The organism is Collinsella sp. CLA-JM-H32B (assembly GCF_040098065.1).
GTDB lineage: Bacteria > Actinomycetota > Coriobacteriia > Coriobacteriales > Coriobacteriaceae > Collinsella.
In genome coordinates, this window is the sequence record NZ_JBBNNA010000001.1 from 254017 (window position 1) to 279120 (window position 25104).

Annotated in this window: 20 protein-coding genes and 1 other RNA gene; 19 read left to right on the plus strand and 2 right to left on the minus strand. The window is 60.0% G+C overall.

The features are described 5' to 3' along the window. Positions 1-494: 494 nt before the first annotated feature. From AAA138_RS01035 to AAA138_RS01055, 5 genes are all read left to right on the plus strand, one after another. Positions 495-1412 (plus strand): class C sortase, encoded by a 918-nt coding sequence (locus tag AAA138_RS01035; RefSeq protein ID WP_349089230.1) that lies wholly within the window; start codon positions 495-497, stop codon positions 1410-1412. A 325-nt stretch (positions 1413-1737) separates the two neighbouring features. After that, entirely contained in the window at positions 1738-2049 is a 312-nt protein-coding gene (gene gatC, locus AAA138_RS01040) for an Asp-tRNA(Asn)/Glu-tRNA(Gln) amidotransferase subunit GatC (protein WP_117805972.1), read from the plus strand. Then, positions 2049-3563 (plus strand): Asp-tRNA(Asn)/Glu-tRNA(Gln) amidotransferase subunit GatA, encoded by a 1515-nt coding sequence (gene gatA / locus AAA138_RS01045; protein ID WP_349089231.1) that lies wholly within the window; start codon positions 2049-2051, stop codon positions 3561-3563. The genes gatC and gatA overlap by 1 nt, the downstream gene beginning before the upstream one ends. Beyond that, positions 3563-5239 (plus strand): Asp-tRNA(Asn)/Glu-tRNA(Gln) amidotransferase subunit GatB, encoded by a 1677-nt coding sequence (gatB, locus tag AAA138_RS01050; RefSeq protein ID WP_349089232.1) that lies wholly within the window; start codon positions 3563-3565, stop codon positions 5237-5239. Before gatA ends, gatB begins: the two co-directional genes overlap by 1 nt. A gap of 351 nt (positions 5240-5590) precedes the next feature. Beyond that, positions 5591-6955, plus strand: coding sequence for an ATP-binding protein (locus tag AAA138_RS01055; RefSeq protein WP_195233721.1), 1365 nt, complete (start codon positions 5591-5593; stop codon positions 6953-6955). A gap of 64 nt (positions 6956-7019) precedes the next feature. Here the strand turns inward: AAA138_RS01055 and AAA138_RS01060 are convergent, their stop codons facing one another. Beyond that, on the minus strand, positions 7020-8024 hold the full coding sequence (locus AAA138_RS01060) for a helix-turn-helix transcriptional regulator (RefSeq protein WP_349089233.1): 1005 nt from the start codon (positions 8022-8024) through the stop codon (positions 7020-7022). A 113-nt stretch (positions 8025-8137) separates the two neighbouring features. Between AAA138_RS01060 and AAA138_RS01065 the strand changes: the two genes are divergently transcribed. The 6 genes from AAA138_RS01065 to AAA138_RS01090 all read left to right on the plus strand — a co-directional run bounded on the left by AAA138_RS01065 (position 8138) and on the right by AAA138_RS01090 (position 15254). Continuing rightward, entirely contained in the window at positions 8138-9964 is a 1827-nt protein-coding gene (locus AAA138_RS01065; protein WP_349089234.1) for an ABC transporter ATP-binding protein, read from the plus strand. Continuing rightward, positions 9965-11722, plus strand: a complete 1758-nt coding sequence (locus AAA138_RS01070; RefSeq protein WP_349089235.1) for an ABC transporter ATP-binding protein — start codon at positions 9965-9967, stop codon at positions 11720-11722. Between the two features lie 187 nt (positions 11723-11909). Further along, positions 11910-12155, plus strand: a complete 246-nt coding sequence (locus AAA138_RS01075) for a DUF6110 family protein (protein ID WP_055250999.1) — start codon at positions 11910-11912, stop codon at positions 12153-12155. Positions 12156-12233: 78 nt separating this feature from the next. Then, positions 12234-14249 (plus strand): heavy metal translocating P-type ATPase, encoded by a 2016-nt coding sequence (locus AAA138_RS01080; RefSeq protein ID WP_349089236.1) that lies wholly within the window; start codon positions 12234-12236, stop codon positions 14247-14249. Positions 14250-14388: 139 nt separating this feature from the next. After that, positions 14389-14742, plus strand: a complete 354-nt coding sequence (locus AAA138_RS01085; RefSeq protein WP_349089237.1) for a hypothetical protein — start codon at positions 14389-14391, stop codon at positions 14740-14742. Beyond that, a complete protein-coding gene (locus tag AAA138_RS01090) occupies positions 14739-15254 on the plus strand; it encodes a PIN domain-containing protein (RefSeq protein WP_349089238.1) in 516 nt (171 codons plus the stop codon). Before AAA138_RS01085 ends, AAA138_RS01090 begins: the two co-directional genes overlap by 4 nt. Positions 15255-15312: 58 nt before the next feature. Here the strand turns inward: AAA138_RS01090 and AAA138_RS01095 are convergent, their stop codons facing one another. After that, complete coding sequence (locus tag AAA138_RS01095) at positions 15313-15747, minus strand: hypothetical protein (RefSeq protein WP_349089239.1); 435 nt, start codon at positions 15745-15747, stop codon at positions 15313-15315. Positions 15748-15984: 237 nt separating this feature from the next. Here AAA138_RS01095 and ssrA point away from each other — a divergent pair. The 8 genes from ssrA (at position 15985) to AAA138_RS01135 (ending at position 25093) form a co-directional block, all read left to right on the plus strand. Further along, positions 15985-16348: a transfer-messenger RNA gene (gene ssrA, locus AAA138_RS01100) on the plus strand. Positions 16349-16705: 357 nt separating this feature from the next. Beyond that, on the plus strand, positions 16706-17584 hold the full coding sequence (locus tag AAA138_RS01105; protein WP_148346525.1) for a patatin family protein: 879 nt from the start codon (positions 16706-16708) through the stop codon (positions 17582-17584). Between the two features lie 193 nt (positions 17585-17777). Beyond that, on the plus strand, positions 17778-18221 hold the full coding sequence (gene rplM, locus AAA138_RS01110) for a 50S ribosomal protein L13 (protein WP_022094635.1): 444 nt from the start codon (positions 17778-17780) through the stop codon (positions 18219-18221). Positions 18222-18223: 2 nt separating this feature from the next. Further along, positions 18224-18619: a 30S ribosomal protein S9 gene (gene rpsI / locus AAA138_RS01115; protein ID WP_022094634.1), complete on the plus strand. Its 396-nt coding sequence runs from the start codon at positions 18224-18226 to the stop codon at positions 18617-18619. A gap of 123 nt (positions 18620-18742) precedes the next feature. Beyond that, positions 18743-20080 (plus strand): phosphoglucosamine mutase, encoded by a 1338-nt coding sequence (gene glmM / locus AAA138_RS01120; RefSeq protein ID WP_006234694.1) that lies wholly within the window; start codon positions 18743-18745, stop codon positions 20078-20080. Between the two features lie 71 nt (positions 20081-20151). After that, complete coding sequence (locus AAA138_RS01125) at positions 20152-20649, plus strand: PTS glucose transporter subunit IIA (RefSeq protein WP_022094632.1); 498 nt, start codon at positions 20152-20154, stop codon at positions 20647-20649. 271 nt (positions 20650-20920) lie between these two features. Further along, the gene (nagB, locus tag AAA138_RS01130; RefSeq protein ID WP_349089240.1) at positions 20921-21649 is read left to right on the plus strand and encodes a glucosamine-6-phosphate deaminase; all 729 of its coding nucleotides are present in this window, start codon (positions 20921-20923) and stop codon (positions 21647-21649) included. 444 nt (positions 21650-22093) lie between these two features. After that, complete coding sequence (locus AAA138_RS01135; RefSeq protein WP_349089241.1) at positions 22094-25093, plus strand: BTAD domain-containing putative transcriptional regulator; 3000 nt, start codon at positions 22094-22096, stop codon at positions 25091-25093. The last annotated feature ends 11 nt before the right edge of the window (positions 25094-25104 follow it).

A 25104-nucleotide genomic window follows, 5' to 3' on the forward strand; every position in this document is an offset into this window, starting at 1 on the left:
AATACCCTTGCGACGCATTCCGTGCGCGGGCGGCCGACGACTCGATCGGAGGTCCCCAAATGCTGAAATTCCTTAACGCGCTCGCCGCCCTCGCGGCGGTGGGCACGTTCGTCATCGCGTTTCTTGACTCGTATGAGGTTCGGTTTAAGGTCCGTAGGCGCACGCGCGGTGCAGACGGTAGAAGGCATTTGCGCCGCAACAAGCGCAAATAAGAATGCCCGGGGGTCGGATCCCGGGCATTTAACAAAACCAGAAAACTAGGCCGCCCGCGCTCTCGTACACTTACGCGGGGTGCGTCGTTTTCTATGGACATTGTATCCCGAATCGCCCTGCCGATTCGGGACATTTTGAAAACGCAAATGCGGGCTTATCCTTGACTGGACGGAGCGGTCTAGCTGCGTTGTTCGGCGTGGAAGCTTGCAAATCGGCTATTATTTGTTTAGACAACTTGAGTTGTAGAGGAGTGACCGGCGATGGTGCAGGGCGCCAAACATATGAAGAGCAATAACGCCGCGGCCAACGGCGGCTCAAGCCCTCAGCCCAAACCTCAACCAAAGCCCAAGCGCCGTCGCAAGCGGCTGCCGCGCTGGGCCGACCGGCTCATCACCATCGTCATCATCCTTATTGGCGTGGGCCTTATGACCTGGCCGTGGATCTTGGACCGGCTCGAAGCCTCGGGCGTGTTCAACCAGATCAGCACGGTGTCCAGCACCGTGGACTCACTGCCTGCCGAGGAGCGCGAGCGCATCCTGCTCCAGGCGCGCTCCTTTAACGAGCAGCTGGCGGGCGAGGCCACCGAGCTTCCCGCCGACCAGATCGAGCCCTACGCTCAGCAGCTCATCTTTGACCGCGACCCCATGATGAGCTGGGTCGAGATCCCCTCCATCGACGTGAGCATGCCCATCTACCACGGCACGAGCGAGGAAGTCCTCATGGCGGGCGTCGGCCACCTGGAGGGCACGAGCCTGCCGGTGGGCGGCACCTCGACGCATTGCGTGCTCACCGCGCACTCGGGCATGCGCAACTTGAGCATGTTCGACGACATCCACTCGCTGGAGCCCGGCGACCTGGTGCTGCTGCACACCATGAATAAGACGCTCGCCTACAAGATGGTGGACTCTGAGGTCGTGCTGCCCGAGGAGATGGAGTCGCTGACCATCGAGCCCGGCGCCGACAAGGTGACGCTCGTCACCTGCACGCCCTACGGCGTGAACGACCATCGCCTGCTGGTGCATTGCGTGCGCACTAAGTACAGCAAGAAGGACGTCGACAAGCAAAAGTCGCTGGCCGGCCGCCACTGGGGCAAGCGCGAGTTTGCCGTGCTCATCGTGGTCGTGGCCATTGTGCTGTTGCTGCTGGACATCGTGGTCCACGCGGTCCGCAAGCGCCGCAAGGCCAAAGCCTCGGCATAAGACATTCTCCAGAACCACCACAAAGGGGACAGGTACCTTTGTGGTGGTCGGGACTTCCAAACCATCACAACATTCGATGAAAATCGCGATTTTGGCGAAAAGCGTCGAATGTTGTGATGGTCTTCGTTGTGGACGCGACGGTCTTCGTTGCGGTCGGGACGGTTTTCGCTACGGACGGTGCGGTTTCGCTGCAGAACCGCCGGACCACGCCCTGCCAACCGCCGCCCTCGTTACGTTTTCGCTGCATTTGGGTAAAGCGCCTGCTCCAAGCCGGCGTTGCCCTGTATACTAGAGCGGTTTAACTGCTATGCGGAAGGGAGCGCCTATGGCACTCAGCGAGAAAGACGTGCGCGGCATCGCCGAGTACGCAAAGATCGCACTGACCGATGACGAGCTCGCCCAGATGACGTCCTACCTGAACGACGCCGTCCAGATGCTCGAGCCCGTCTTGCAATATGACTTGCCCGACGTGGAGCCCACGTTCCATCCTATCGGAAGCCTGTCCAACGTGATGGGCGACGACCTGCGCGAGCCCGAGCGCGACCTGCCGCTCGACGTCGCGCTCGAAAACGCCGGCAGCGCGCGCGACCGCTACTTCCGCGTGCCGTCCATTTTGGGAGAGGGGGAGAGCGAGTAATGGCGCAGAGCTTCGATTCCCTTACCGCCGCCCAGATCGCCGCGGGCGTTGCCGCCGGCGACTTTAGCGCTACCGAGGTGGCTCAGGCCTCCCTTGCCGCCATCGAAGCGCGCGAAGGCGGGGTCCAGGCATTCCTGCAGGTGTCGCCCGAGCTTGCGCTCGAGGTCGCTGCGCACGTGGATGCCGACCGTGCCGCAGGCAAGCCGCTGCCTCCGCTCGCGGGCGTGCCGCTGGCCATTAAGGACAACATGAACCTCGTGGGCACGCGCACCACCTGCGCTTCCCACATGCTCGAGGACTACCAGAGCGTCTACACCGCCACCTGCGTCCAGCGCATGCTCGATGCCGGCTGCCTGCCCATGGGCAAGGCCAACATGGACGAGTTTGCCTTTGGCAGCTCCACCGAGAGCTCGGCGTTCCACCGCACCAACAACCCTTGGGATACCGAGCGCGTGCCCGGCGGCTCCTCGGGCGGCTCCGCTGCTGCCGTCGCCGCGGGCGAAGTCGCGCTCTCGCTGGGCTCGGACACCGGCGGCTCCATTCGCCAGCCGGCGTCACTGTGCGGCGTGGTGGGCTTTAAGCCCACGTATGGCGCCGTGAGCCGTTACGGCGTGGTTGCCTTTGGCTCGTCGCTCGACCAGGTGGGTCCCTTTGGCCGCACGGTCGAGGATGTCGCGCTGGCCATGAACGCGCTTACCGGCGCGGGCCACGATCCGTACGACTGCACCAGCCAGGATTGCGCCGTCGACTTTACCGAGCATCTCAACGACAGCATCGAGGGTAAGCGTGTGGGCATTATTCCCGCGTTTATGGAGGCCGAGGGCCTGACGCCCGAGGTCAAGGCCGCTGTTCAGCGCGCCGCCCAGGAGCTGCAGAACCAGGGCGCCGAGCTGGTCGAGGTCGACCTGCCGCACCTGGACGCCGCCATCGCCGCCTACTACGTCATCGGCCCGGCCGAGGCGTTCTCCAACCTGGCCCGCTTCGACGGCATTCGCTACGGCTATCAGGAGGAGGGCTGCGCCAACCTGTCCGACCAGAGTTCGCTTTCGCGCGCCCATGGCTTTGGCGCCGAGGCCAAGCGCCGTCAGATGCTCGGCGCCTACCTGCTGAGCTCGGGCGTGTACGACAAGTACTACTACGCTGCGCAAAAGGCCCGCACGCTCATCACGCGGGACTACGACGCCGCGTATGCCAAGGTGGACACCATCCTCATGCCGGCCTCGCCGCGCACGGCCTTTAAGTTTGGCGAGATTAGCGACCCCACGCAGATGTACCTCTCCGACCTGTACACCATCTCGCTCAACATTTGCGGCAACGGCGGTATCTCGGTGCCGCTGGGCCTGGGCGAGGATACTCAGCTGCCCGTTTCTGCCCAGCTGGTTGGTCCGGCCTTTAAGGACCGTCAGCTGCTCACGTTTGCCCGCGCCCTGGAGCGCGGCTTTGCCGATGCCGCTACGGGTGCGCCCGTGCTTTCCGTCGCGCCCGATTTTGCCGGGAAGGGAGGCGAGCTGTAATGAAGGAGCTTTCCGAGGTCCTGCAGGATTGGGAGGCCGTGATCGGCCTAGAGATCCATACCGAGCTCACCGCACTCGATACCAAGATGTTCTGCAACTGCAAGCTCAGCCACGATGACGAGCCCAACGCCAACGTGTGCCCGGTGTGCCTGGGCCTGCCCGGCGCCCTGCCGGTGCCCAACAAGCGCGCCATCGAGAGCATCGTCAAGGCCGGTCTTGCTACCAACTGTGAGATTCAGCGCCACTCGATGTTCTACCGCAAGCACTACTTCTATCCCGATATGGCCAAGAACTTCCAGACCACGCAGGGTCCGGTCGCCTTTGCCATGTACGGTCACCTGGATCTGGACGTGACCGGTCGCGGTGCCGCCGAGCGCCCCGACTGCGCGTTTGGCGAGGCCGAGGCCCAGAGCCTGGCGAGCGCTTCGGCCAACGCCGAGGGCCTGTCCACGTCTATGACGTCGACCATGCGCGAGGGTAACCAGCGTGCCGGCCATCTGGCCAGCTATGACGCGTCCAACCTGCAGATGCCCGAGCGTCGCGAGGACGGTTCCTACACGGTGCCCATCCGCATCGTGCGCATCCATATGGAGGAGGACGCAGCCAAGATGGTGCACGTGGGCGGTGCCGAGGGCCGCATTACCGCCGCTGCCGAGTCGCTCGTCGACTACAACCGCTGCGGCACGCCTTTGATTGAGCTCGTCACCGAGCCCGACTTGCGTACGCCCGAGGAGGCTCGCCTGTTTATGGAGAAGCTCCGTCGCATCTTTGTGACGCTGGGCATTTCCGACTGCTCCATGGAGAAGGGTTCCATGCGCTGCGACGGCAACGTGTCGCTGCGCCGCCGCGGCGAGACCAAACTGGGCACCAAGACCGAGCTCAAGAACCTCAACTCGTTTAAGAGCCTGCATGATGGCCTTGCCTACGAGATCTGCCGCCAGGCCGAGGTGCTCGAGGAGGGCGGCATCATCTATCAGGAGACCCGCCATTGGGAACCCAGCCGCAAGCGCACCGTGGTCATGCGTGTGAAGGAGACGGCCGACGACTATCGTCTGTTCCCCGATCCCGACCTGGCGCCCTTCGATCTGGACGACGAGTTCATCGACCGCTGCCGTGGCGAGATCCCCGAGCTGCCCGATGCCAAGCGTGCCCGTTTTGAGGCCGACTTTGGCATTAAGGCGGCCGATGCCGAGCAGATCGCCGGCGACCCGGAGTTTGCCGAGTTCTTTGAGGCCGCCGCTGCCGGCATGGCCGGCAAGGAGACCCAGACGGTCGCAAACCTGCTGGTGAACGAGATGATCGCCTACCTTAAGGGCGCGGGCGTGTCGCTGGCCGAGTCCGGCATCGCGCCGGCTCAGGTGGCAGCCCTTGCCAAGTTGCTGGCGACCGATGCTATCAGCTCCAACCAGGCGCACGAGGTCTTTGAGGCCATGGCCCAGACCGGCGATGACCCCAACAAGATCGTCGACGAGCGCGGTATGCGTCAGGTGAGCGATGCCGGCGCACTGCAGCCGATCGTGGACGAGGTGCTGGCGAACTGTGCCGATCAGGCGCAGCAGTATCGTGACGGTAACCAAAAGGTCATCGGCTTTTTGGTGGGCCAGTGCATGAAGGCGAGTCGCGGCAAGGGCAACCCGAAGCTCTTCAACGAGTTGCTGAGAACGTCGCTCTCGTAAGCGGGAACCCGGGAACCCCGGCAGGGCGGGTGCTTCCTCAAAATTTCGAACAGTCCTGCGCAAGACGAAGGCCACATTAAGTGGCCTTCTTTGCGTGCGGAACTCATTTTGAGCAAGCACCCGCCCTGCCGGGGCTCCCGGGTTCTGGCAACGACTCGGCCGTTCGGGTCAGGTGGGCTGATGGGAAAGATGGTGACGGAGGCGCAAAATGCGCCTCCGCCTTTTGAATGTGATGAAAGTGTGGCGAAATGAGCTTAAAACTTCTGTAAATGTGATAAATGTCACGTTTTACCTAGGGTAAAATGTGGGAAATATCACGTTTACGGAAGTTTCTTTGCGGGAGGTTCGGTCATGCAGCGAGATATCATTGCCAAGCTTAACGCTTGGAAAGCGTCAGAATATCGTAAGCCGCTTATCCTTAAGGGGGCGCGCCAGGTTGGAAAGACGTGGGCGCTTAAGGAGTTCGGCCGAACCTCGTACCTCAATTTTGTGTATCTGACGCTCGAGGAGCCGTCACCTGGGGTACAGAGCGAGTACGCTCAGTTTTTCGAAGGTACGCGCGATCCTCGACGGATCATCTCAAATCTTTCCCTGGCACTTGGACAGCCTATCGAGCCCGGCGAAACGCTGCTTATTATTGATGAGATCCAGGATTGTCCTTCTGCAGTCGGCGCCCTTAAATACTTCTGTGACGAGGCCCCCGAGTATCACGTCGCATGCGCAGGGTCTTTGTTGGGCGTTCGCTTGTCCCGTGAGACCAGCGCTTTTCCGGTGGGAAAGGTCGAGTTCATGGAGATGCGCCCCATGAGCTTTTCCGAGTTTCTGAAAGCCGAGGGCGCTGCAAACTACGACGAATACCTTGGCGGCCTGGATCAGATCGAGACAGTGCCCGATTTCTTCCATGTCCGTCTCGTCGAGCATCTTCGTCGTTATTTTGCATGCGGCGGCATGCCAGAGGCTCTTGGCCGGTGGGTGGAGACGGGCGATATCGTTCAGGTCGATAAGGTGTTGTCTGATCTCTTGGATTCCTACGAGCGCGATTTTGCCAAGCATGGTGGCCGTGCGCAGTTCGCCAAGCTTTCACAAATATGGAACTCGATTCCAGCTCAGTTGGCGCGCGAGAACAAAAAGTTCGTTTGGGGTGCGGTGCGCGAGGGGGCTCGTGCTCGAGAATACGAGGATGCTCTGGAATGGCTTGCCGATGCTGGGCTCATCACGGCGGTTCGCCTTAATGCTGCTGGTGGTGTGCCGCTCTCTGCGTACGATGACCTCAAGGCATTTAAGGTCTACTGTCTTGATGTCGGCTTGCTGCGCCGCATGGCAAGGCTGGATGCGTCCGCTTTTGCCATCTCGGATGCGCTATTTTCGGAGTTCAAAGGTTCGTTCGCCGAGAACTATGTGCTTCAGGCATTGCTTTCACAGTTAGATGCTGCTCCGCGTTATTGGACAAACGAGAAGCCGAAGCACGAAGTCGATTTTTTGATTCAAGTCGGAAACGAAATCGTTCCCGTCGAGGTCAAATCGGGAGAGGTCGTTCATTCCAAGAGCCTTAAGTACTATGCCGACAAGCATGCGGAGACGACTCCATTGAGGGTCCGCTACTCACTTAAGAACCTAAAGCTCGACGACGGGGTGCTCAACATTCCGTTGTATTTGGCTGATCGATCTGTCCCTCTTATCAAAAAGGCGCTTGATTGTGCACATCTTGACGTTTAGATCCTGGGTGAGCTGACGGGCGGCGGCTAATTAATCGTTCCGTTACGGCCAGGGAGCTTGGGCCTTAGCGATGCTTGCTTCGCCAAGCCGTGGGTGTCATGCCGGTGTGTTGCTTGAAGGCTTGGGCGAAGGCGGCCTGCTGAGGGTAGCCTAGACGCTCTGCCACCTGCGCTATCGTGAGCGCGCTATCGGCCAAAAGATCCTGTGCTCGCTCCATGCGGCGTCTGCGAATGTAGGCGCCCAGGGACTCGCCAGTTTGGGCCTTAAAGGTGGCGCATAGTTTGGAGCGGCTTGTGTAGAGCCTCTCGGCCACCTCGTTGATACCCACACGTCTGCCTTTGTCGAGCGCGCGCTCAATCATTGCCGTTGCTTCTTCGGCAATGGTTATGCTGACGCGTGTGTCTGCCGCCTGCCACGCCTGCCTGTGGGCCGCGCGCGAACAGGCGAGCTCCGCGACCATGGTTTCCACGATGCCCTGCATATAGACGTGTCCGCCTACGGTGCGGGCGCGGTCCTCGTTAATCCGGCGCAGCGTGTGACAGATGGCAGACGTCGCTTCCTCGTGCCATGGTTCGGCAAACGCCTCAAAGATTCCCGCGAACTCGGTGGGATAGCGGTGCTCCAGTTCGTCAAAATATCCAGGCAAAAAGAGCACCGAGCGCGAGTGATAGAGCTCCCCTGCAAACAGCGGGCTTAATTCCTCGCCACAGCTATCTTGGATAAAGCTGCAAACGGCATTGTTTGGCCACGGTCCATGCAATGGTTTGAGGTTCGCGGGCGTTATGCCAGCCTCGGGCATGCATGTAAGTGTGGGCGCGCTGACCTCGCTCACGCATGCGTACGGTTCGGGCGTGTATTCGGCTAGGTGCATGTTGCGCGTCGGGGTTATGAAATGCTCCATGACGATGCAGGTGGGGGAGAGGGGCATGATCCATGCGCGGCCGTGCGCCCGGTCGTTTGCCACCTCGCCGGTAAAGACGGCGCCCTTGCCGGTAAGCTCCAGGCCAAACTGCTCAAATTGCGGTGCGTAGAGCTCGGTTATGTCGGTCGCTGCCCGCCGTATTTGCAAAAGCGTCCCTTTCCTTTGCAGAAACGTCCACGCCTGGCTTGATTGTGAGCCATGGCTAACATATCAATGATAAGTTCATTACGGTTAACTCTCAAGCCGTAGAAAGGAATCTCATGGCAAAGGAATCAAAAAGGGAAGGTGGAGGCATCGGCGAGTTGCTCGCGTATGCCGGTGACCGCAAATTCCTAACGTATTTGGGCATGGTGCTCTCGGCGCTCTCGCAGCTGCTGAGCTTTGGCCCGTACGTGTGCATTTGGCTTGTCGCGCGCGATCTGATTGCCGTGGCGCCCAACTGGAGCGAAGCCACTAACATTGCGATGTACGGTTGGTGGGCCGTGGGGTTTGCGCTGGCAAGCATCGTAGCTTATTTCGTGGGGCTCATGTGCACGCACCTGTCTGCGTTTCGCTGTGCGTCCAATATCCGCAAGACTACGAGCGAGCACCTGCTTAAGCTGCCGCTTGGCTACTTTGACACGCACGCCACCGGTGAGCTGCGCCGTATTGTAGACGGATGCGCCGCCTCCACCGAGACTTTGCTCGCACACATGCTGCCCGATATCGCAGGCGCCGCCGCCATGGTCGCGGGCTTGCTCGTGCTGCTTTTCGCGCTCGATTGGCGTTTGGGGGCGGCATGCCTTATCTCGGTCGTCGTTTCGTTTGGCGCCATGGCCGCCATGATGGGCGGCAAGGGCGGTGAGTTTATGAAGGCCTACATGGGAGCGCTGGTCAAGATGAACAAGACCGGCACCGAATACGTACGCGGCATCCCCGTGGTCAAGGTGTTTCAGCAGACGGTCTACTCCTTTAAGGCCTTCCACGATGCGATCGCCGAATACGCCGACATGGCACAAAACTATGCGGGCACGTTCTGCCGAGGTCCGCAGGTACTCAACCTTACTGCGCTCAATGGTCTTGTGGCATTCCTGTTGCCCGTGGCGTTGCTGCTGGCGCCGGGCGAGACGGACTTCGCGCATTTTATGACCAACTTCACGTTTTACGCGATATTTTCGGCCGTGGTGCCGACGGCCATGACCAAGCTCATGTTTGTGGGTGAGGCCTCTCAGATGAGTGCCGATTCGCTGGCTCGCATCCGAAGCGTCATGGATTCCAAGCAACTCTCCGTGCCCGCCCAACCCAAGCACCCTGCCGGCGGCGACGTGCGATTTGAGGACGTGAGCTTTACCTACGAGGGTGCCGAAGCACCTGCCGTTAGCCATGTGAGTTTCAGCGTTCCCGCTGGTAGCACCCTCGCCCTGGTGGGTCCCTCGGGTGGCGGTAAGTCAACCTGCGCAAGCCTGATCCCGCGTTTTTGGGATGTCTCCTCGGGTCGAGTGCTCGTAGGCGGTGTGGACGTTCGCGATATGGATCCGCACGAGCTTATGGACCAGGTTGCCTTCGTGTTCCAGACCAACCAGCTGTTCCGGCAAACACTTGCCGATAATGTGCGCGCCTCCAAGCCTACGGCCACTGACGACGAAGTGCGTGCGGCCCTCTCCGCAGCTCAGTGCGACGACATTGTGGCCAAGCTCCCCCAGGGCATCAATACCATGCTCGGTGCCGGCGGAGCATATCTTTCGGGTGGCGAGGTTCAGCGCGTGGCACTCGCCCGCGCGATCCTTAAAGGCGCGCCTATCGTGGTGCTCGATGAGGCCACGGCGTTTGCCGATCCCGAGAACGAGGCGCTCATCCAGCGCGCCTTTAGCAAGCTGGCGGCGGGTCGCACGGTCATTATGATTGCGCACCGGCTTTCAACCGTGGTGGGCGCAGACCAAATCGTGGTGCTCAACCAGGGCAGCGTGCAGGAGTCGGGTACCCATGCCGAGTTGCTGTCCCAAAATGGTCTGTATGCCAAGATGTGGGCCGAATACGAACAGGCCGCGAGCTGGAAAATCACTGCAGCGACCGCGGATGCCGCCGTCACGAAGGGAGGCGAGGCCTAAATGTTCGCCTCATTCCAAAAGAAGTATTTCCTATCCGATAAAGGCGTCGCCGGCGTAAAACGCGGCATTTTCTGGACCACGCTCACGAATCTCATTACCATGGCCGGCATGGGCTTTTTATTCCTGGTTATGGCCGGCTTTGTCGAGCATCTCGCCAGCGGGGCTGACCTGCCGGATGCCCTGCCGATCGTGGGTGGCCTCCTGGTCTTTTTCGTGTTGCTCTTTGCCTCTAACTGGCAGCAGTATTACTACACCTACTGCATCTTTTACGAGGAGTGCGGCAAGCAGCGTATGGAGATTGCCGAGCGCTTGCGCAAACTGCCGCTGTCGTTTTTTGGCCGTCGTGATCTGGCCGATTTAACCGAGACCATCATGGGCGACGTCCAGGCCATGGAGCACGCCTACAGCCACGTGCTGGGAGAGCTTTGGGGCGCCATCATCGCAAGCGCCATTGTGTTCGTGGCGTCGCTGTTCTTTTGCTGGCAGCTGGCGATCGCGGCGTTTTGGAGCGTTCCCGTGGCCTTTGCCGTGCTGTATCTAACACGCGGCCCCATGACTCCGGTGTTCGATCGCGTGCGTGCCGAGAAGGTCAAGGTTACCGAGGCAATTCAAGAGACGCTCGACTGCGTTCGCGAGATCCGCGCCACCAACCAGGAGGCCCATTATCTTGAGGGGCTCAACGCCGTGATCGATGCCGAGGAGCATGAGACCACCAAGGGCGAGCTCGCTAACGGGCTTTTGGTCAACTCCGCCTTTGCTATCCTGCGTCTGGGCATTGCCACCACGCTGGTCACGGGCGCCGCGATGGTCGCCTCCGGGCAGGTCGACTTTTTGGTGATGTTTGCCTTCCTGCTTATGGTGAGCCGTATCTATGCGCCCTTTGACCAGGCGTTAATGTTAATGTCCGAGCTGTTTGCCGCCGAGTCGTCTGCCAAGCGCATGCGTTCCATCATGGAAGAGCCTGTGGCGCGGGGCAGCGAGATATTTGAGCCCGTGGGCCACGATGTGGTGTTCGATCACGTGGCATTTGGATATGGTGCGGGCGAGGACGGCCGCGCCGGCGAGAAAGTTCTTACCGATGTGAGCTTTACCGCCAAGGAAGGCGAAGTTACGGCATTGGTCGGTCCTTCGGGTTCCGGTAAGTCTACGGTGAGCCGCCTGGCCGCGCGCTTTTGGGATGCCACCGCGGGCAAGGTTACCGTGGGTGGCGTGGATGTTGCGAGCGTGGATCCCGAGGTACTCCTGCGCGACTACGCCATTGTGTTCCAAGACGTACTGCTCTTTGACGACACGGTGATGGGAAACATCCGCCTCGGGCGTCGTGATGCCACCGATGAGGAAGTGCTTGCGGCTGCGCGTGCCGCCAACTGCGACGAGTTCGTGAACCGCATGCCGCAGGGCTACGACACCATGATCGGCGAGAACGGCTCCAAACTCTCCGGTGGCGAGCGCCAGCGCATCTCCATCGCCCGCGCGCTGCTCAAAGATGCGCCCATCGTGCTGTTGGACGAGGCGACGGCGAGCTTGGATGTGGAGAACGAGACCGTGGTGCAACAGGCGCTCTCCCGTCTGCTTGCAGGTAAGACGGTTATCGTTATTGCCCACCGTATGCGTACGGTGGAAAATGCCGACAAAATCGTTGTGCTCAAGGATGGAGTGGTTGCCGAACAGGGCACTCCGGCGCAGCTCAAGGCGGCAGGTGGAGAATTCGCCCGCATGGTTGCGCTGCAAAAGGAGGCGGCGGACTGGCAGCTGTAGGAATGTGAAAAAGGGACTGTCCCTTTGCCATATTGAGTTCACCCCCATAGTTTCCAAAAAGTTAACCTTTGTTGAACTTGATAGTTAGATAAACTAAACTATTTTCCAAAAGTGCGCTCGAGCAAACTAATTTACTCGGGTGCTGAGGCACCGTGCCGCGTCCAATGCGGCAAAAGGGAGAAGCAACATGAAGAAGTCGACGTTCAATACCCTGCTTGTCGGTGGCGGTTTTCTGCTTGGCACGGCCGGCATCAAGCTGCTTACCAGCGCTCCGGTCAAGAATGCCTGCGTGCAGGGTATCGCGTGCGGTATGCGCATCAAGAACGGCTACCAGGACATGGTCGAGCAGGCCAAGGCTAATGTCGACGACATGGTTGCCGAGGCGGCCTATATCACCCAGAGCGAGGCCGCTGCTGACGAGGCGGCCGAGTAACACACCCAGGCACAAACTATGAGATTCTCGATTATCAGCGAGATCCCCGGCAGGACCCGTCTTCAATTGGCGGGTCCTGTGCCAGAGAGCGATCTCGACGCACTTCTTAAGCTCAGCGGCGATATCGACGGTGTGCACAAGGTGCGCGTTTATGGCCGTATTGGCCAGATGGCGCTCGAATATGACGAGCAGTGTCGTGCGGGCGTGCTCGACGCCTTGGGTGCGCTCGATGCCCAGGCCATTGCCGACGCAAAGACGGGTTACGTGATGCAGCTTGAGCCACGCAAGCATAAGCTCGTCATGGATCTTGCCACACTTATCGGCGCCCACTATGCGCGCCGATGGTTCTTACCGACGCCCCTGCGTGCGGTGTTTGTCGTGGCCGGTTACATGGCATTTTTGCGCGCTGCCCTTCATGAGCTGGCGCAGCCGCGCCTGACCGTTCCCGTGCTCGACGCTTCGGCCATCGGCATCTCGTTCGTCAAGCGTGATGTTGACACCGCGGGCCAGACGATGTTCCTGCTCAACGTGGGCGAGCTGCTCGAGGACTACACCCGCGCCATGAGCGAAAACGAGCTCATCAACTCGCTGCTCGATGTGCCCGACAAGGCGCAGAAGGTCGTCGGCGACACCGAGGTGAGCGTTGCCGCCACCGAGCTTGAGCCCGGCGACTTGGTAGCCGTGCGTACTGGCATGTCCATTTGCATCGACGGCGTGGTCGAGCAGGGAAGCGCCATGGTCAACCAGGCGACCCTGACCGGCGAGCCGCTGGCCGTCGAGCGCAGCGCGGGCGACGACGTGTTCGCCGGTACCGTCGTGGAAGACGGCAGCATCTTGGTGCGCGTGCGCGCCAATACGGCTCAGACCAAGCTCCGCTCAATCGTCTCGCTCGTGCAGACGGCCGACTCGCTCAAGTCCGAGGGCCAGTCGCATATGGAGGACCTTGCCAACAAGATCGTCCCGTGGAACTTCCTGCTCGCGGGCCTAGTTGCGCTTACCACCCGCAGCCTCATCAAGACCTCAGCGGCGCTGATGGTCGACTACTCGTGCGCACTCAAGCTCACGGGTTCCGTCGCCGTCATGACCGCTATGAGCGATGCCGCCAAGATGGGCGTCATGGTCAAGGGTGCGAAGTACTTTGAGTCGTTTGCCAAGGCCGATACCATTGTCTTTGACAAGACCGGTACGCTGACCGAGGCCCAGCCGCGTCTAGCTTGCGTGCTCACGACCGACGGCTGGAGCGAGGACGAGGTCCTGCGCCTTTCCGCTTGCTTGGAGGAGCATTTCCCGCATCCGGTGGCACGCGCCGTGGTCAACGCCGCCCGCGAGCGCGGGCTCGAGCACCGCGAGCGCCATGCTGCCGTCGAGTACATCGTGGCACACGGCATCGCCTCGTCCATTGAGGAGCGTCGCGCCATCATCGGTTCCGCGCACTTTGTATTCGAGGATGAGGGCGCACAACTCGAGTCCGACATTAAGGAGCGCATTGAGTCCCAGATGCAGGGTCTGTCGCCGCTGTATCTGGCGGTCGACGGCACCGTTGTGGGCGTGCTCGGTATCGAGGACCCGCTTAAGCCCGGGGTTCGCGAGGCCATCGCCGACTTGCACGCGTTGGGCGTTAAGCACGTGGTCATGCTCACGGGCGATTCCGAGCGCACCGCCGCACGCATTGCGCGCGAGGCGGGAGTCGACGAGTTTAAGGCCGAGCTGCTGCCCGAGGACAAGTACGCGTATGTGGAGCGGATTAAGCGCGAGGGGCGCCATGTTGCCATGGTAGGCGACGGCGTCAACGATTCGCCGGCGCTCGGTTTGGCAGACGTGGGCTTGGCGATGGGCGGTGGAAGCGACATCGCCAAGGAGGTCGCCGACATCATCCTGACCGACACGGATCTCGCTGCGATCGTGCGCCTGCGCCGCATGAGCCAGGGGCTTATCGACCGTCTGACGAGTTCATATTCCAAGGTGATGCTCACCAACTCGGCGCTGTTGGCATTGGGTATTACCGGCATGATCACTCCGCAAACGTCGTCACTGCTGCACAATGGTTCAACAATCGCCTACAGCCTGGGCAACGCAAAGGCATATCTACGCTAACGCTTTTGCTTGAGTTTATGGCCTGCACCCGGGCGGCACCACAGCCGCCAGGGTGCAGGCCTTCTTTTGTTTGACGAGATGTTAGCTCGGATATATGCTAGTGCTAGCACTGCTAGCAAACACTGAAGGCGAGGTTGAGATGGTTACCGTTGGCAGCATGGCGCAGGTGAATGTCCGCGTAGATCGCTCGGTTAAAGAGCACGCCGAGGAAGCGCTGCAGCTTTCGGGCAGGTCACTGCCCGAGCTCATCAAAAAGGTTGTGGCCAAGGTCGCACAGGGTGGTGGGCAGTGCGAGGAAGTGCTGTCTGCCGTTGATGGCCGGCAACAGACCGTCGCGCACGATACTCCGTTCGCCGCATCATGGGCGGCGGCGGATCAGCTTTACGCGGACCTGGGCATCGCTACGTCGCCCGTATCCGACGATCGCGACTGGGACGCAATCTATTCCGAAGCCATGGATGAGCATTATCGCCAAAAGGGGATGATCCAGTGAGTGGGGCGCCTCTCAAGATCATGGTGGACGCCAACGTATGGGTTGATTCGTTTTGCGTCGACCATGCCGAGTCGCTTGCCGCGCGTGCGTTTATTGGGCAGGCGGCGGAGACGGGGGCATTGCTGTTCTTTCCGGTGCATATCGCCAAGGACGTGCTGTACGTTGTCCAACATGAGCTGAAGCGTAGCGTTCTTGCCAGCGGGGGAGCGATCGACGAGGCATCTGCCCGTGCAATTGGCGATGCGGCGTTGGCGTTTGTTCGGAACATGACCGAAAACGCCACGGCCGTGGGTGCGGATGCGTCGGACCTTTGGCTGGCCGACAAATACTTAGCGCTCCATCGCGATTACGAGGACAACTTGGTGCTCGCCGCGTGCAAGCGCGCGCAGGTCGATTACTTGGTGACCAACGATCGCAAGCTGCTCGAACATGCCGATCTTGCAGCAAAGACGCCTCGTCAAATGATGCCGATTCTTGCTTTGGCCGAACGCGGCGGTGCGGCTATCGGTTGATGTGAACTGTTTGCGGGCTTCTTGGACGACGATGCGCCAAGGGGCCCGCGTCTGCTATTTACAAAAGCGCGGCCTTAATGGCGGGACTTTCTGCGAGCTGCTCGGCTGCCTTTTCGTCGGAGCTGCCGAGTGCTGCCAGACTGCGGTAGAGCCACTCGTTGACCTGGGTGTTCTTGACGCCTGCGGTCTGCATAAGGGCGCCTACCTCGCGGATTGCTGCGAGCAAATCGGCTTTGGGACCCGCGAGGTCGACCTCGATGCCGTGGTAGGCGGCCACGCCGCGGTTCTCACTCACGTGGTCGGTAAAGCCCTCGACGGTCTCAAGCTGCTGGGCGAGAGCCGCATCATCGTCAGCGTCCAGCGCGACGAGTGCGTTCGATACCGTGAGGGCGGGATGTCCGCAGGGGACAAAGCCTTCGATGACATCCATAGCTTCGGTAATGGTTGAGCCCAGGCCTGCGAGGGCATTGACGAGTTGCTGCTTGGTATCCATAACGGTCCTTTCGACGGGTCAATTTTGCTTGGCGAAAATATACGTGACGCGATCGGTAGCAAAAGTGCGAAGTGCGGCGCACATTGGGGTCTTCACAGCTCGTGCATAGAACAGCTGTCCGCTTTCAGAACGTGATAAGATAACACTCCACAAGCGGAGCTTGCTCCGCATGTTCCTTGAAAAGTCGACGGGCGTTGGGTACTCGTGCCCAATGCCATCCAGACTTTCCCGACATTCGGGGGCGACTGGTTTCGACACGATAGCTCTGAGAGAGGAAGCAAGCCGAGGTCTCCTCGCCTCGTTAAACAGGGGTACCGTCAAATTGAATTGACAACAACTCTTCTTTTGAGCCTATGGCTCTCGCTGCTTAATTTATAGCGGCGCGTCAACCCGGTGATTTCCCCGACACCGGCGCGACGTCATTTTAGGGGAATGCTCCTGCGCACGTAATCGGTATGGCGCAGGCTAAGACCGAACCGGTTAGGACGCCGCGAGCGTGTCGCTGCGCGCAAAGCGTCCGAGACTAAACCAGCGACTGAGCTTGGAGATGCCAATCAGGGGGCTTTCGTGGACCGGAGTTCGATTCTCCGCGCCTCCACCAATAGTTACAGGCAGGTAGAGAAGTGTCTCTACCTGCTTTTTTATTACTTATAGATACCGCGGAGAATCGAACTCTGTGCAGGGCGCGAGCGTTAAACAAACGCGAAGCGTTTGTAGCGAGCGGGCGAGGACGCCGTCAGGCGGCCGAAGCCGGTGCGGATTTGCGAAGCAAAGACGCGGATTCTCCGCGCAAAGCTTCAACCCTATATAGATACGATGTTATCGAATCTCAGCCGGTCATGCGCCGCATCAACGGAATCCCAAACCCGCGGAGGATCGAACTCTGCTCCAAAACCTGCGCGCCCTCCATCCCAAAACTGGGTAGAAGAAGGCCAAAACGCAATCGCAGGAGGTCAATATGACTGCAGAAGATAAGGCAAAGAACGCCGGCAAGGTCGCGCTCGTCCTGGAGGGCGGCAGTTTTCGCGGGCAGTTTACTGCGGGCGTGCTCGACGTTCTCATGGAGGCCGGCGTCGAGATTCCGGCTGTCTACGGTGTATCGGCCGGTGCCCTCAACGGCGTGAACTACAAGTCGCACCAGATCGGCCGTGCCAACCGCATCAACCTGGCTTTCTGCAACGACAGCCGCTTCATGGGCGCCGCATCGTTTGCGTCCACGGGCTCCATTGTGGGTTACGACTTTATCTTCAACGATGTCCAGGACCGCCTGGATCCCTTTGACAACGAGACGTTCGACGCGAGCCCCATCGAGATGTACGCCGTCGCGACGGACATGCTCTTTGGAACCGCCACGTACCTGCCGGTCAAAAGCGCTGTGCTCGATCTCGACGCCGTGCGCGCCTCGACTTCGTTGCCGCTGGTGACGCCGCCGGTCGAGATAGACGGGCACAAATACGTCGACGGTGGCGTTGCCGATTCGGTCCCCATCGAGCATGTGCTCGAGGAGGCGGGCTTCGATCGCGCGGTTGTCATTGTCACGCAGGACCGCTCGTACGAGAAAAAGCCCTACGAGTTTTTGCCGGCCGCGCGCGCCCGCTATGCCGACTACCCCTATCTGCTCGAGGCTATCGAGACGCGCCACGACCGTTATAACATCCAGCGCATGCATCTGTGGAAGTATGAGCGCGAGGGCCGTGCGCTGGTCGTTGCTCCGCAAAAGCCGGTCGAGGTCGGCCATGTCGAGCACGATTCGGCAAAGCTTTTGGACCTGTATATCCAGGGCCGTCAGGAGGCAAAGCGCCTGCTCGCGGAAATCCAAGAGTTCGTTGAGCGCTAGCGACGGCGAACCCTCAAAAAATGACAACAGCTAAAGAGCTGGAAAATCACGGCTCGTGGATGACATGTGCAGAAACTCTGGTCGGAGCCAAAATACCTGTTGACTCGTACGGCGAGCGGGGTAATATGGACGGGTTACTTGCAGAGCCCCGTGAATCTCTGTAACAACACGTACTGTACATGGAGGAGTCTAAGTGATTTCGAAATCGACTCACTACGCCAAGCAGGGCGAGGTCCAGCGCAACTGGGTTCTCGTCGACGCCGATGGTGCTGTCCTGGGCCGTCTTGCCACCCAGATCGCAATGATCCTGCGCGGTAAGAACAAGCCCCAGTTCACGCCCAACAGCGACTGCGGCGACTTCGTTGTCGTCATCAACGCCGATAAGGTCCAGCTTACCGGTAACAAGGCCGACACGAAGACCTATTATCGCCACAGCGGCTACAACGGCGGCCTCAAGGCTGAGAGCTTCCGCCAGGCTATGGAGAAGCACCCGGAGAAGGTCATCGAGCGCGCCGTTCGCGGTATGCTGCCCAAGACCACCCTCGGCCGTGCCCAGATGACCAAGCTTAAGGTCTACGCTGGCGCCGAGCATCCGCATGCTGCCCAGAACCCCACGAAGATTGAGCTGGAGGCTTAAAGATGGCTGAGAACACCGTTGTCTACCAGGGTACCGGCCGTCGTAAGAACGCCGTCGCCCGCGTCCGTCTCGTCCCCGGCACCGGCAAGGTGACCATCAACAAGCGTGACGCCGAGCAGTATTTCGGCCGTCATCAGCTCGTTGAGAACGCCCTTGCTCCCTTCAAGGTGACCGACACCGCCGGTCAGTTCGACGTTATCGCTCTGTGCGATGGCGGCGGCATCTCCGGTCAGTCCGGCGCTCTGCGCCTGGGCATCGCTCGCGCTCTTCTGAACGCTGGCGACTACCGTGCTGACCTCAAGAAGGCCGGTTTCCTTACGCGCGATGCTCGCGTGGTCGAGCGCAAGAAGTACGGCCTCAAGAAGGCCCGCCGCGCTCCCCAGTTCTCCAAGCGCTAAGGTTTTATCTCCTTTCGAGATACAATGTACAAGCGGGGCCTGCCGATTCCTCGGCGGGTCCCGCTTTTCTTTTTCGACTAGGGTGGGCGGTTGCATATCGCCTGCTAGGGAAGGAGCGATCCTATGCCCCAGAACATCTTCGGTACCGACGGCGTCCGTGGCGTCGCCAATGCCGACCTCTCGTGCGACCTCGCGTTTCGCCTGGGTCGCGCGGCGACCAAGTTCCTTGGTCCGGACATCTGCATCGGCCGCGACACGCGTCTTTCGGGCACCATGCTCGAGAGCGCTCTGACCGCCGGCATCATGGCCGAGGGCGGACGTCCGCACTGCTGCGGTGTCATCCCCACGCCTGCCGTGGCACTGCTCACCGTTCAGAACGAACTCGACGGCGGCATCGTCATCTCTGCTTCGCATAATCCGCCGGAGTTCAACGGCATCAAGTTCTTTAGCCGCAAGGGCATGAAGCTTCCCGATGCTGTCGAGGAAGAGATCAGCGCCTGGGTCATGTCCGAGGAAGCCATGGCTGCCGACACGCTGCCGACCGGTGCCGGCGTGGGCCACATCATCAAGATGAAGGACGCTCGCAAGGCATACGTCGACCACGCCATCGATACGCTTGATGGCCTGAGGCTCGACGGCCTGGTCGTTGCCGTCGACTGCGGTCACGGTGCTTCCTGCCAGACTACGCCCGCCGCGCTGCAGCGCCTGGGTGCCACGGTCCATGCCATCAACACCGATTACTGCGGCACCGACATCAACGTTGAGTGCGGCTCCACCCATCTTGAGCCCCTGCGCGAGCTCGTGCTGCGCACCCATGCCGACATCGGCCTGGCCCACGACGGCGACGCCGACCGCGTACTGTTCGTGGACAGCGAGGGCAATGAGATCGACGGTGACTACATCCTAGCTATCTGCGGTTCTGACCTCGCCGCTCGCGGCAAGCTCGCCAACTCCGAGATCGTTTCGACCGTCATGTGCAACCTGGGCTTCTCCATCGCTATGAAGGAGCAGGGCTTCGAGATGGTCCAGACCGCCGTGGGCGACCGCTACGTTCTGGAGCGCATGCTCGCGGACGGCGCCGTCATCGGCGGCGAACAGTCCGGTCACATCATCTTCCTGGAGCACAACACCACCGGTGACGGCCTGGTGACGGCTCTGCAGCTGCTGGCCGTGCTCAAGCGCACCGGTCGCACCCTCACCGATCTTGCCGGTATCATGAAGAAGTACCCGCAGGTACTCGTCAACGTGCATTCCGACAACAAGGCTGGTCTGGACGATTGCCAGCCTATCTGGGATGCCGTCGCTGCTGCCGAGAAGGAGCTTGACGGCCGCGGCCGCATTCTGGTGCGCCCGAGCGGTACCGAGCCGCTGGTCCGCGTGATGGCCGAGGCCGAGACGCACGAGCTGACCCAGCGCGTTGTCGACGACATCGTCGAGGTTGTCAAGCGCGAACTTCCCTAATGGTCAAAAACCGTTGCCAAGTGGTAAACTGTTAAGGTTATTTTGATTGATTGGTATGTCCGAGGGGGAGCATGTTCACTAAAGTCCTAAGGTCTTTTGGTATGCGTGGTCGAGTCCTTACGCTGGATGCTCCCATCTCGGGCGACGTCATTCCGCTTTCCGAGGTAAACGATCAGACGTTTGCCACTGGCCTTTTGGGCCAGGGCGTGGCGATTCAGCCCACCGGAACGCGTGTGATTGCACCGGCTGACGCCAAGGTCGAGGCCATTTTTCCCACGGGACACGCCGTTGCGCTTAACACGGTCGATGGCTTGGACGTGCTCATCCACGTTGGTTTGGACACTGTTCAGCTCGAGGGCAAGCACTTTACCGTACATGCGCAAGTGGGTGACATCGTCCATAAGGGCGATGTACTCATTGAGTTCGATCGCGAGGCAATTGCTGCCGAGGGCTACGATGTGACGGTTCCCATCTTGGTGTGCAACTCCGTTGAGTTCTCGAGCATCAAGGGCTCCGTTGGCGTGCATGTCGAAGAGATGGACCAGCTCATCGTTGCTCGCGAGCGCTAACAAGTGCACGTGGCCATTAGCCTACAATTCAAACACGTTTACGGAGGGCGCCCTTGAAAGAGGACGCCCTCCGTGGCAAGATGGGAAACGTCCGAGGCTAAACAGCTTCGGGTCACCGTGGACGGGCAGGGGCCTCGACGCGGCTAGACACGAGACACATACATTACGCGACCTCGCCCTGGTGGCCGCACACGTTGGTTGCGGCCGACGCGGGCCGCGGGCAAGTGCTTGTAAGGGAGCCTTGCCTCTCTTGTACGAGAAAGGACGCGTAATGAAGATCATTAAAGCTAAAGACTACGAGGATATGAGCCGCAAGGCCGCCAATATTATCTCGGCGCAGGTTATCCTCAAGCCCGACTGTGTGCTGGGCCTTGCCACCGGCTCCACCCCGATCGGTGCCTACAAGCAGCTCGCTGCTTGGTACAAGAAGGGCGACGTCGACTTTGCCGAGGTCAGCACCTACAACCTGGACGAGTATCGCGGCCTTTCGCACGACGATCCCCAGAGCTATCACTACTTCATGCGTGAGAACTTCTTCGATCACATCAACATCGACCTGAACAACACACATGTGCCCGATGGCTCCAATCCCGACGCTGCCGCTGCCTGCTCTGAGTACGACAAGATCGTCGCCGCTGCCGGTTACCCTGATCTGCAGCTGCTCGGCATCGGTAACAACGGTCACATTGGCTTCAACGAGCCCGATGACCACTTCTCCAAGGGTACGCACTGTGTCGACCTCACCGAGAGCACCATTCAGGCCAACAGCCGCCTGTTCGACAGCATCGACGACGTGCCCCGTCAGGCCTACACCATGGGTACCCAGACCATCATGTATGCCCGCATGATCCTGGTCGTCGCCAACGGCGAGGCCAAGGCGCAGGCCGTGCATGACATGTGCTATGGTCCGGTTACCCCCGAGTGCCCTGCCTCGATCCTGCAACTGCACACCAACTGCGTTGTCGTTGCCGACGAGGCCGCCCTTTCGCTCTGCAAGTAGCGAAAGCCTATCACCTCGACATAGCTTTGCCGAAGGCCTCCGCTTTGCGGGGGCCTTTTTGCTGAGCGTGCGCCGTGTGCTTGACGAAAATCTGGCCGCGAACTGGACGGGTGCGTCTGGTGCAGCATGATTCATTCCATAACAGATACTATGCATAAATGCTATGAAAAGGTCGCAGACGGTAGCTGGCGTTAGGTGAGTTGCGCAACACAATTGAACAGCGCTCATTTGAGGTACACTGCCAAAGGATGGGACAAGCTGGCAAGCGCATTGACCTGCGCAAAGACTGATTGGTTGGGGGATAAGTTTCAATCGGACCACGCTGAACAAAAACTTGCCATTTGCGTACCAACAAACATCCTAAACCGTAGCATCGCTCTATTCATCTAGCGATACATATGGTCTAGCGTTACGGTGTCCATGTGGTCGAGTTGAGGAGCGGGCATGGTTAACGATTTGGGCAATACGGACGACCTCGAGCTTATGCCGCTGGGCAGTAGTTATACGGTGCGGCGCGATCGCTTGATGAACGAACTTATCGCCAAGGGCCGAAAGGCCGGCATCGTAGTCCTCTACGCGCCTGATGGCTTTGGGAAAACCTCGGTGTTGCTGCAGTATGCCCAAGAGGTTAAAAGCGATCCGACGCGAGGTCCCGTGCGAATCATCGAGGCAGACCGCGCCATTGGGCGCGAGGTGTTTATGCAGCTCGAGGTCGTTACCGAAGAGCTTAAGGACAAGCCGCACTCCCTGATTGCAATCGATAACGTGCCTAACCTCAGCCAGAGCGAGACCGAGGAGCTGATCGACCGAATCCGAAGCCTGCGTGCTATGGGGGTTGGGGTCTTTATGAGCTGCCGTCCTTCGAATCGCCAGCTGATTCATGGACTGGGCGATTCGATTAAAGTCAACGCGCAGATGCTCAAGGTACATGCCTATGAGTATTCGGCGTGGGCATCGGCGTTTTCGATTAGCACATCGCTCGACTTCTATCAACTTACGCAGGGCGTGCCCGAGCTCGTCTCGGCTATGCAGTCGGGGCTATACGGACAGGGAGACGTTGCCCAGATGCTCGAAAACGAGATCGTCAATATCTACGGTGCGGCACTTGTTGATCTGGCGTCGCTCGAGAACAACGCCCTGTTTAGTGTGGCATGCTTGATGGTCTTAATGGGCGAGGGCAATATTTCGGAACTCGAGGCTTGCGGTGTTAGGCTTTCGGCAATTGATCAGTCCTATCTTGTCCGCGATTATCCCATTTTTGGCGTTGATCCGGCAGACCGGAGCTTTACCTGCTTGGGTACCGAGGACAACGCACGCCTGCGATTGCGCAAGCTGGTCGCCGAAATTCGCCCCGAACTTGTTGTGCGGGCAGCACGTATTTTGATTAAAGCGGGGCGCTGCGATACCGCGATGGACCTCGCCGACGCGTTTTTGGACCGCAGCGCGGTGTTGGAGCTTGCCGGGCAGTATGGGGTCGATCTGGCCCTGACGGGGCATGGAGGGGATATCTGCCGCGCGGCGCTGGGAAAGACCGAGGCAGATGGCCGGGCATCGGAGCCGACGCCTGACGAGGCGCTCGGCATCTATCTGGCGGCGGTGAGCGTCTCCAATACAAAGCTCGCGCGGTATATGGCCTCAATTATCGAGCATGCGGGCGAGCAAGCGATTTGCGAGCTCGATCCCGTGTCGTGGAAGGTGGCGCACGCGTTTACGGCCGCCTGTTATGGAGATAGTGGTCTGGGGCTTCCGACAGGCCATGCAGCGCTGGAAAGTGAGGCGTCTTGTGCCGCACTCGACATGCTGTCCGCACATGTTGAGATAAAGCATGGGCTGACCGAGCGGGCGAAGGGTGGTGAGATCCTCGCGAGGCTCAAAACAGATAAGGCCTACGATTGTGAGCTCGATATTGCGGGGACGTTTGTGCGGGCGGACCGCATGTTGACGGAGCTGTTTGATGGGTCGTATGCAGGGACTGACGAGCGTGATGACGAGATGACCCTGACGCTCGAGGCACTCGAAGCGCGTGGAATCCGAGCACTCGCCATCTGGGTGCGCATGGTATTATCGGCGCGGCGCCTGTTTGCCGGCATGCCGGTGACCGACGAGCAGGCATTCAATGAGCTCGACCGTTTTGCCGTGCGCGTGCGTGACAATCAAGTCCAGTTGTTTGGCTTGATATTGGAAGGCTGGCAGTCGTTGGCTGAGGGGCGTCCGGTCAATGCCAAATTCCGTGCGGTGCAGGTGCTCAGGCTTGCCGAGGAATCGATTGGATACATACGCGACAACGCACTGCTGCTAGAGCGCGCGGCATACTTACGCAATACATCGATGGTATCGGTGCGCGAAGAGGCAGAGCTGCTCGATTTGAGTCGGACGCAGGTCGGTGGTGCCGAGGCTTGGATGGTGGCGCTGCATTTGGCCTCCGCGGGCCGCGATAGCGACCTTGCAGCTTGGATGTCCATGAACCGCCCGGGGATTTTGGATCCGTCGTATCGGCTGTTTGCGCGTCTTGCGATGCATTGTCTGGGCGAGCCGGCTGCCAGAATTCGAAAGAAGCTCCCGGTGCGCGAGCTGTCGCGGTATTCGCTGCGTGACGACTTTGAGGGCGAAGGCGAGCGTCTGTTCCAGGCCGGCGATGCCGAGGGTGTCGATGTGATTGGCCATATCGAGATCCGCATGTTTGGGGCGTTTCGCGCCGAGCGCGACGGGTTTCCCATCACGGATAAGATGTGGCGCCGCAAGAAAGCGGCGACGCTTGCCGAGCGGCTTGCGCTGGGCATGGATGCACTGGTCGACCGCGAGACGCTGGCTATGGAGCTGTGGCCCCACGCCGAGTTCAATAGCGCTCGTAACAATCTGTACTCGACGATATCGCGCCTGCGTTCGGCCTTGGGGCCGACACCGGACGGCAAGTCGTGTGTGCTGATCCAAAACGAGTGCATTGGGCTTAACGGCGATTACGTCAAGACCGACGTGCGGTTGTTTGATCAGATAAGCCGCGAAGTTTTGGGAAATCGCACGGGTGCGCGCGGACCCCATCTGATCGAGCTGTGCCTTAAGATCGAGCAGCTCTACGCCGGCCCGTTGTATGTTCCCAATGGCTGTAATCCCACCTACTTTTTGCGTATGCGGCGCATTATGGAATCGAAGTATATCGACTGCATAATTCGGGGCGCGAATGCCGCCCTAGAAGAAAACGACCTGCAGTCGGCGGTATGGCTGGTGGAGTCGGGGTTGCGGCAAGAGACGGCGCGCGAGGACATGGTGCGTTGCGCTATGCGCGTCTACGGTGCGGCGGGGCGACGACGCGATATCGTTGAGCTGTACAGTGGGCATATGCATCACCTGAGGGAGCAGGTCAATGGCGTGCCCGAGCCCGAGACGCGGCGTCTGTACGAGCGCTTGGTGGAGGGCAGGCTTAACCGCGTGCTCGTCGAGCGATAAAAAAGAGCGTC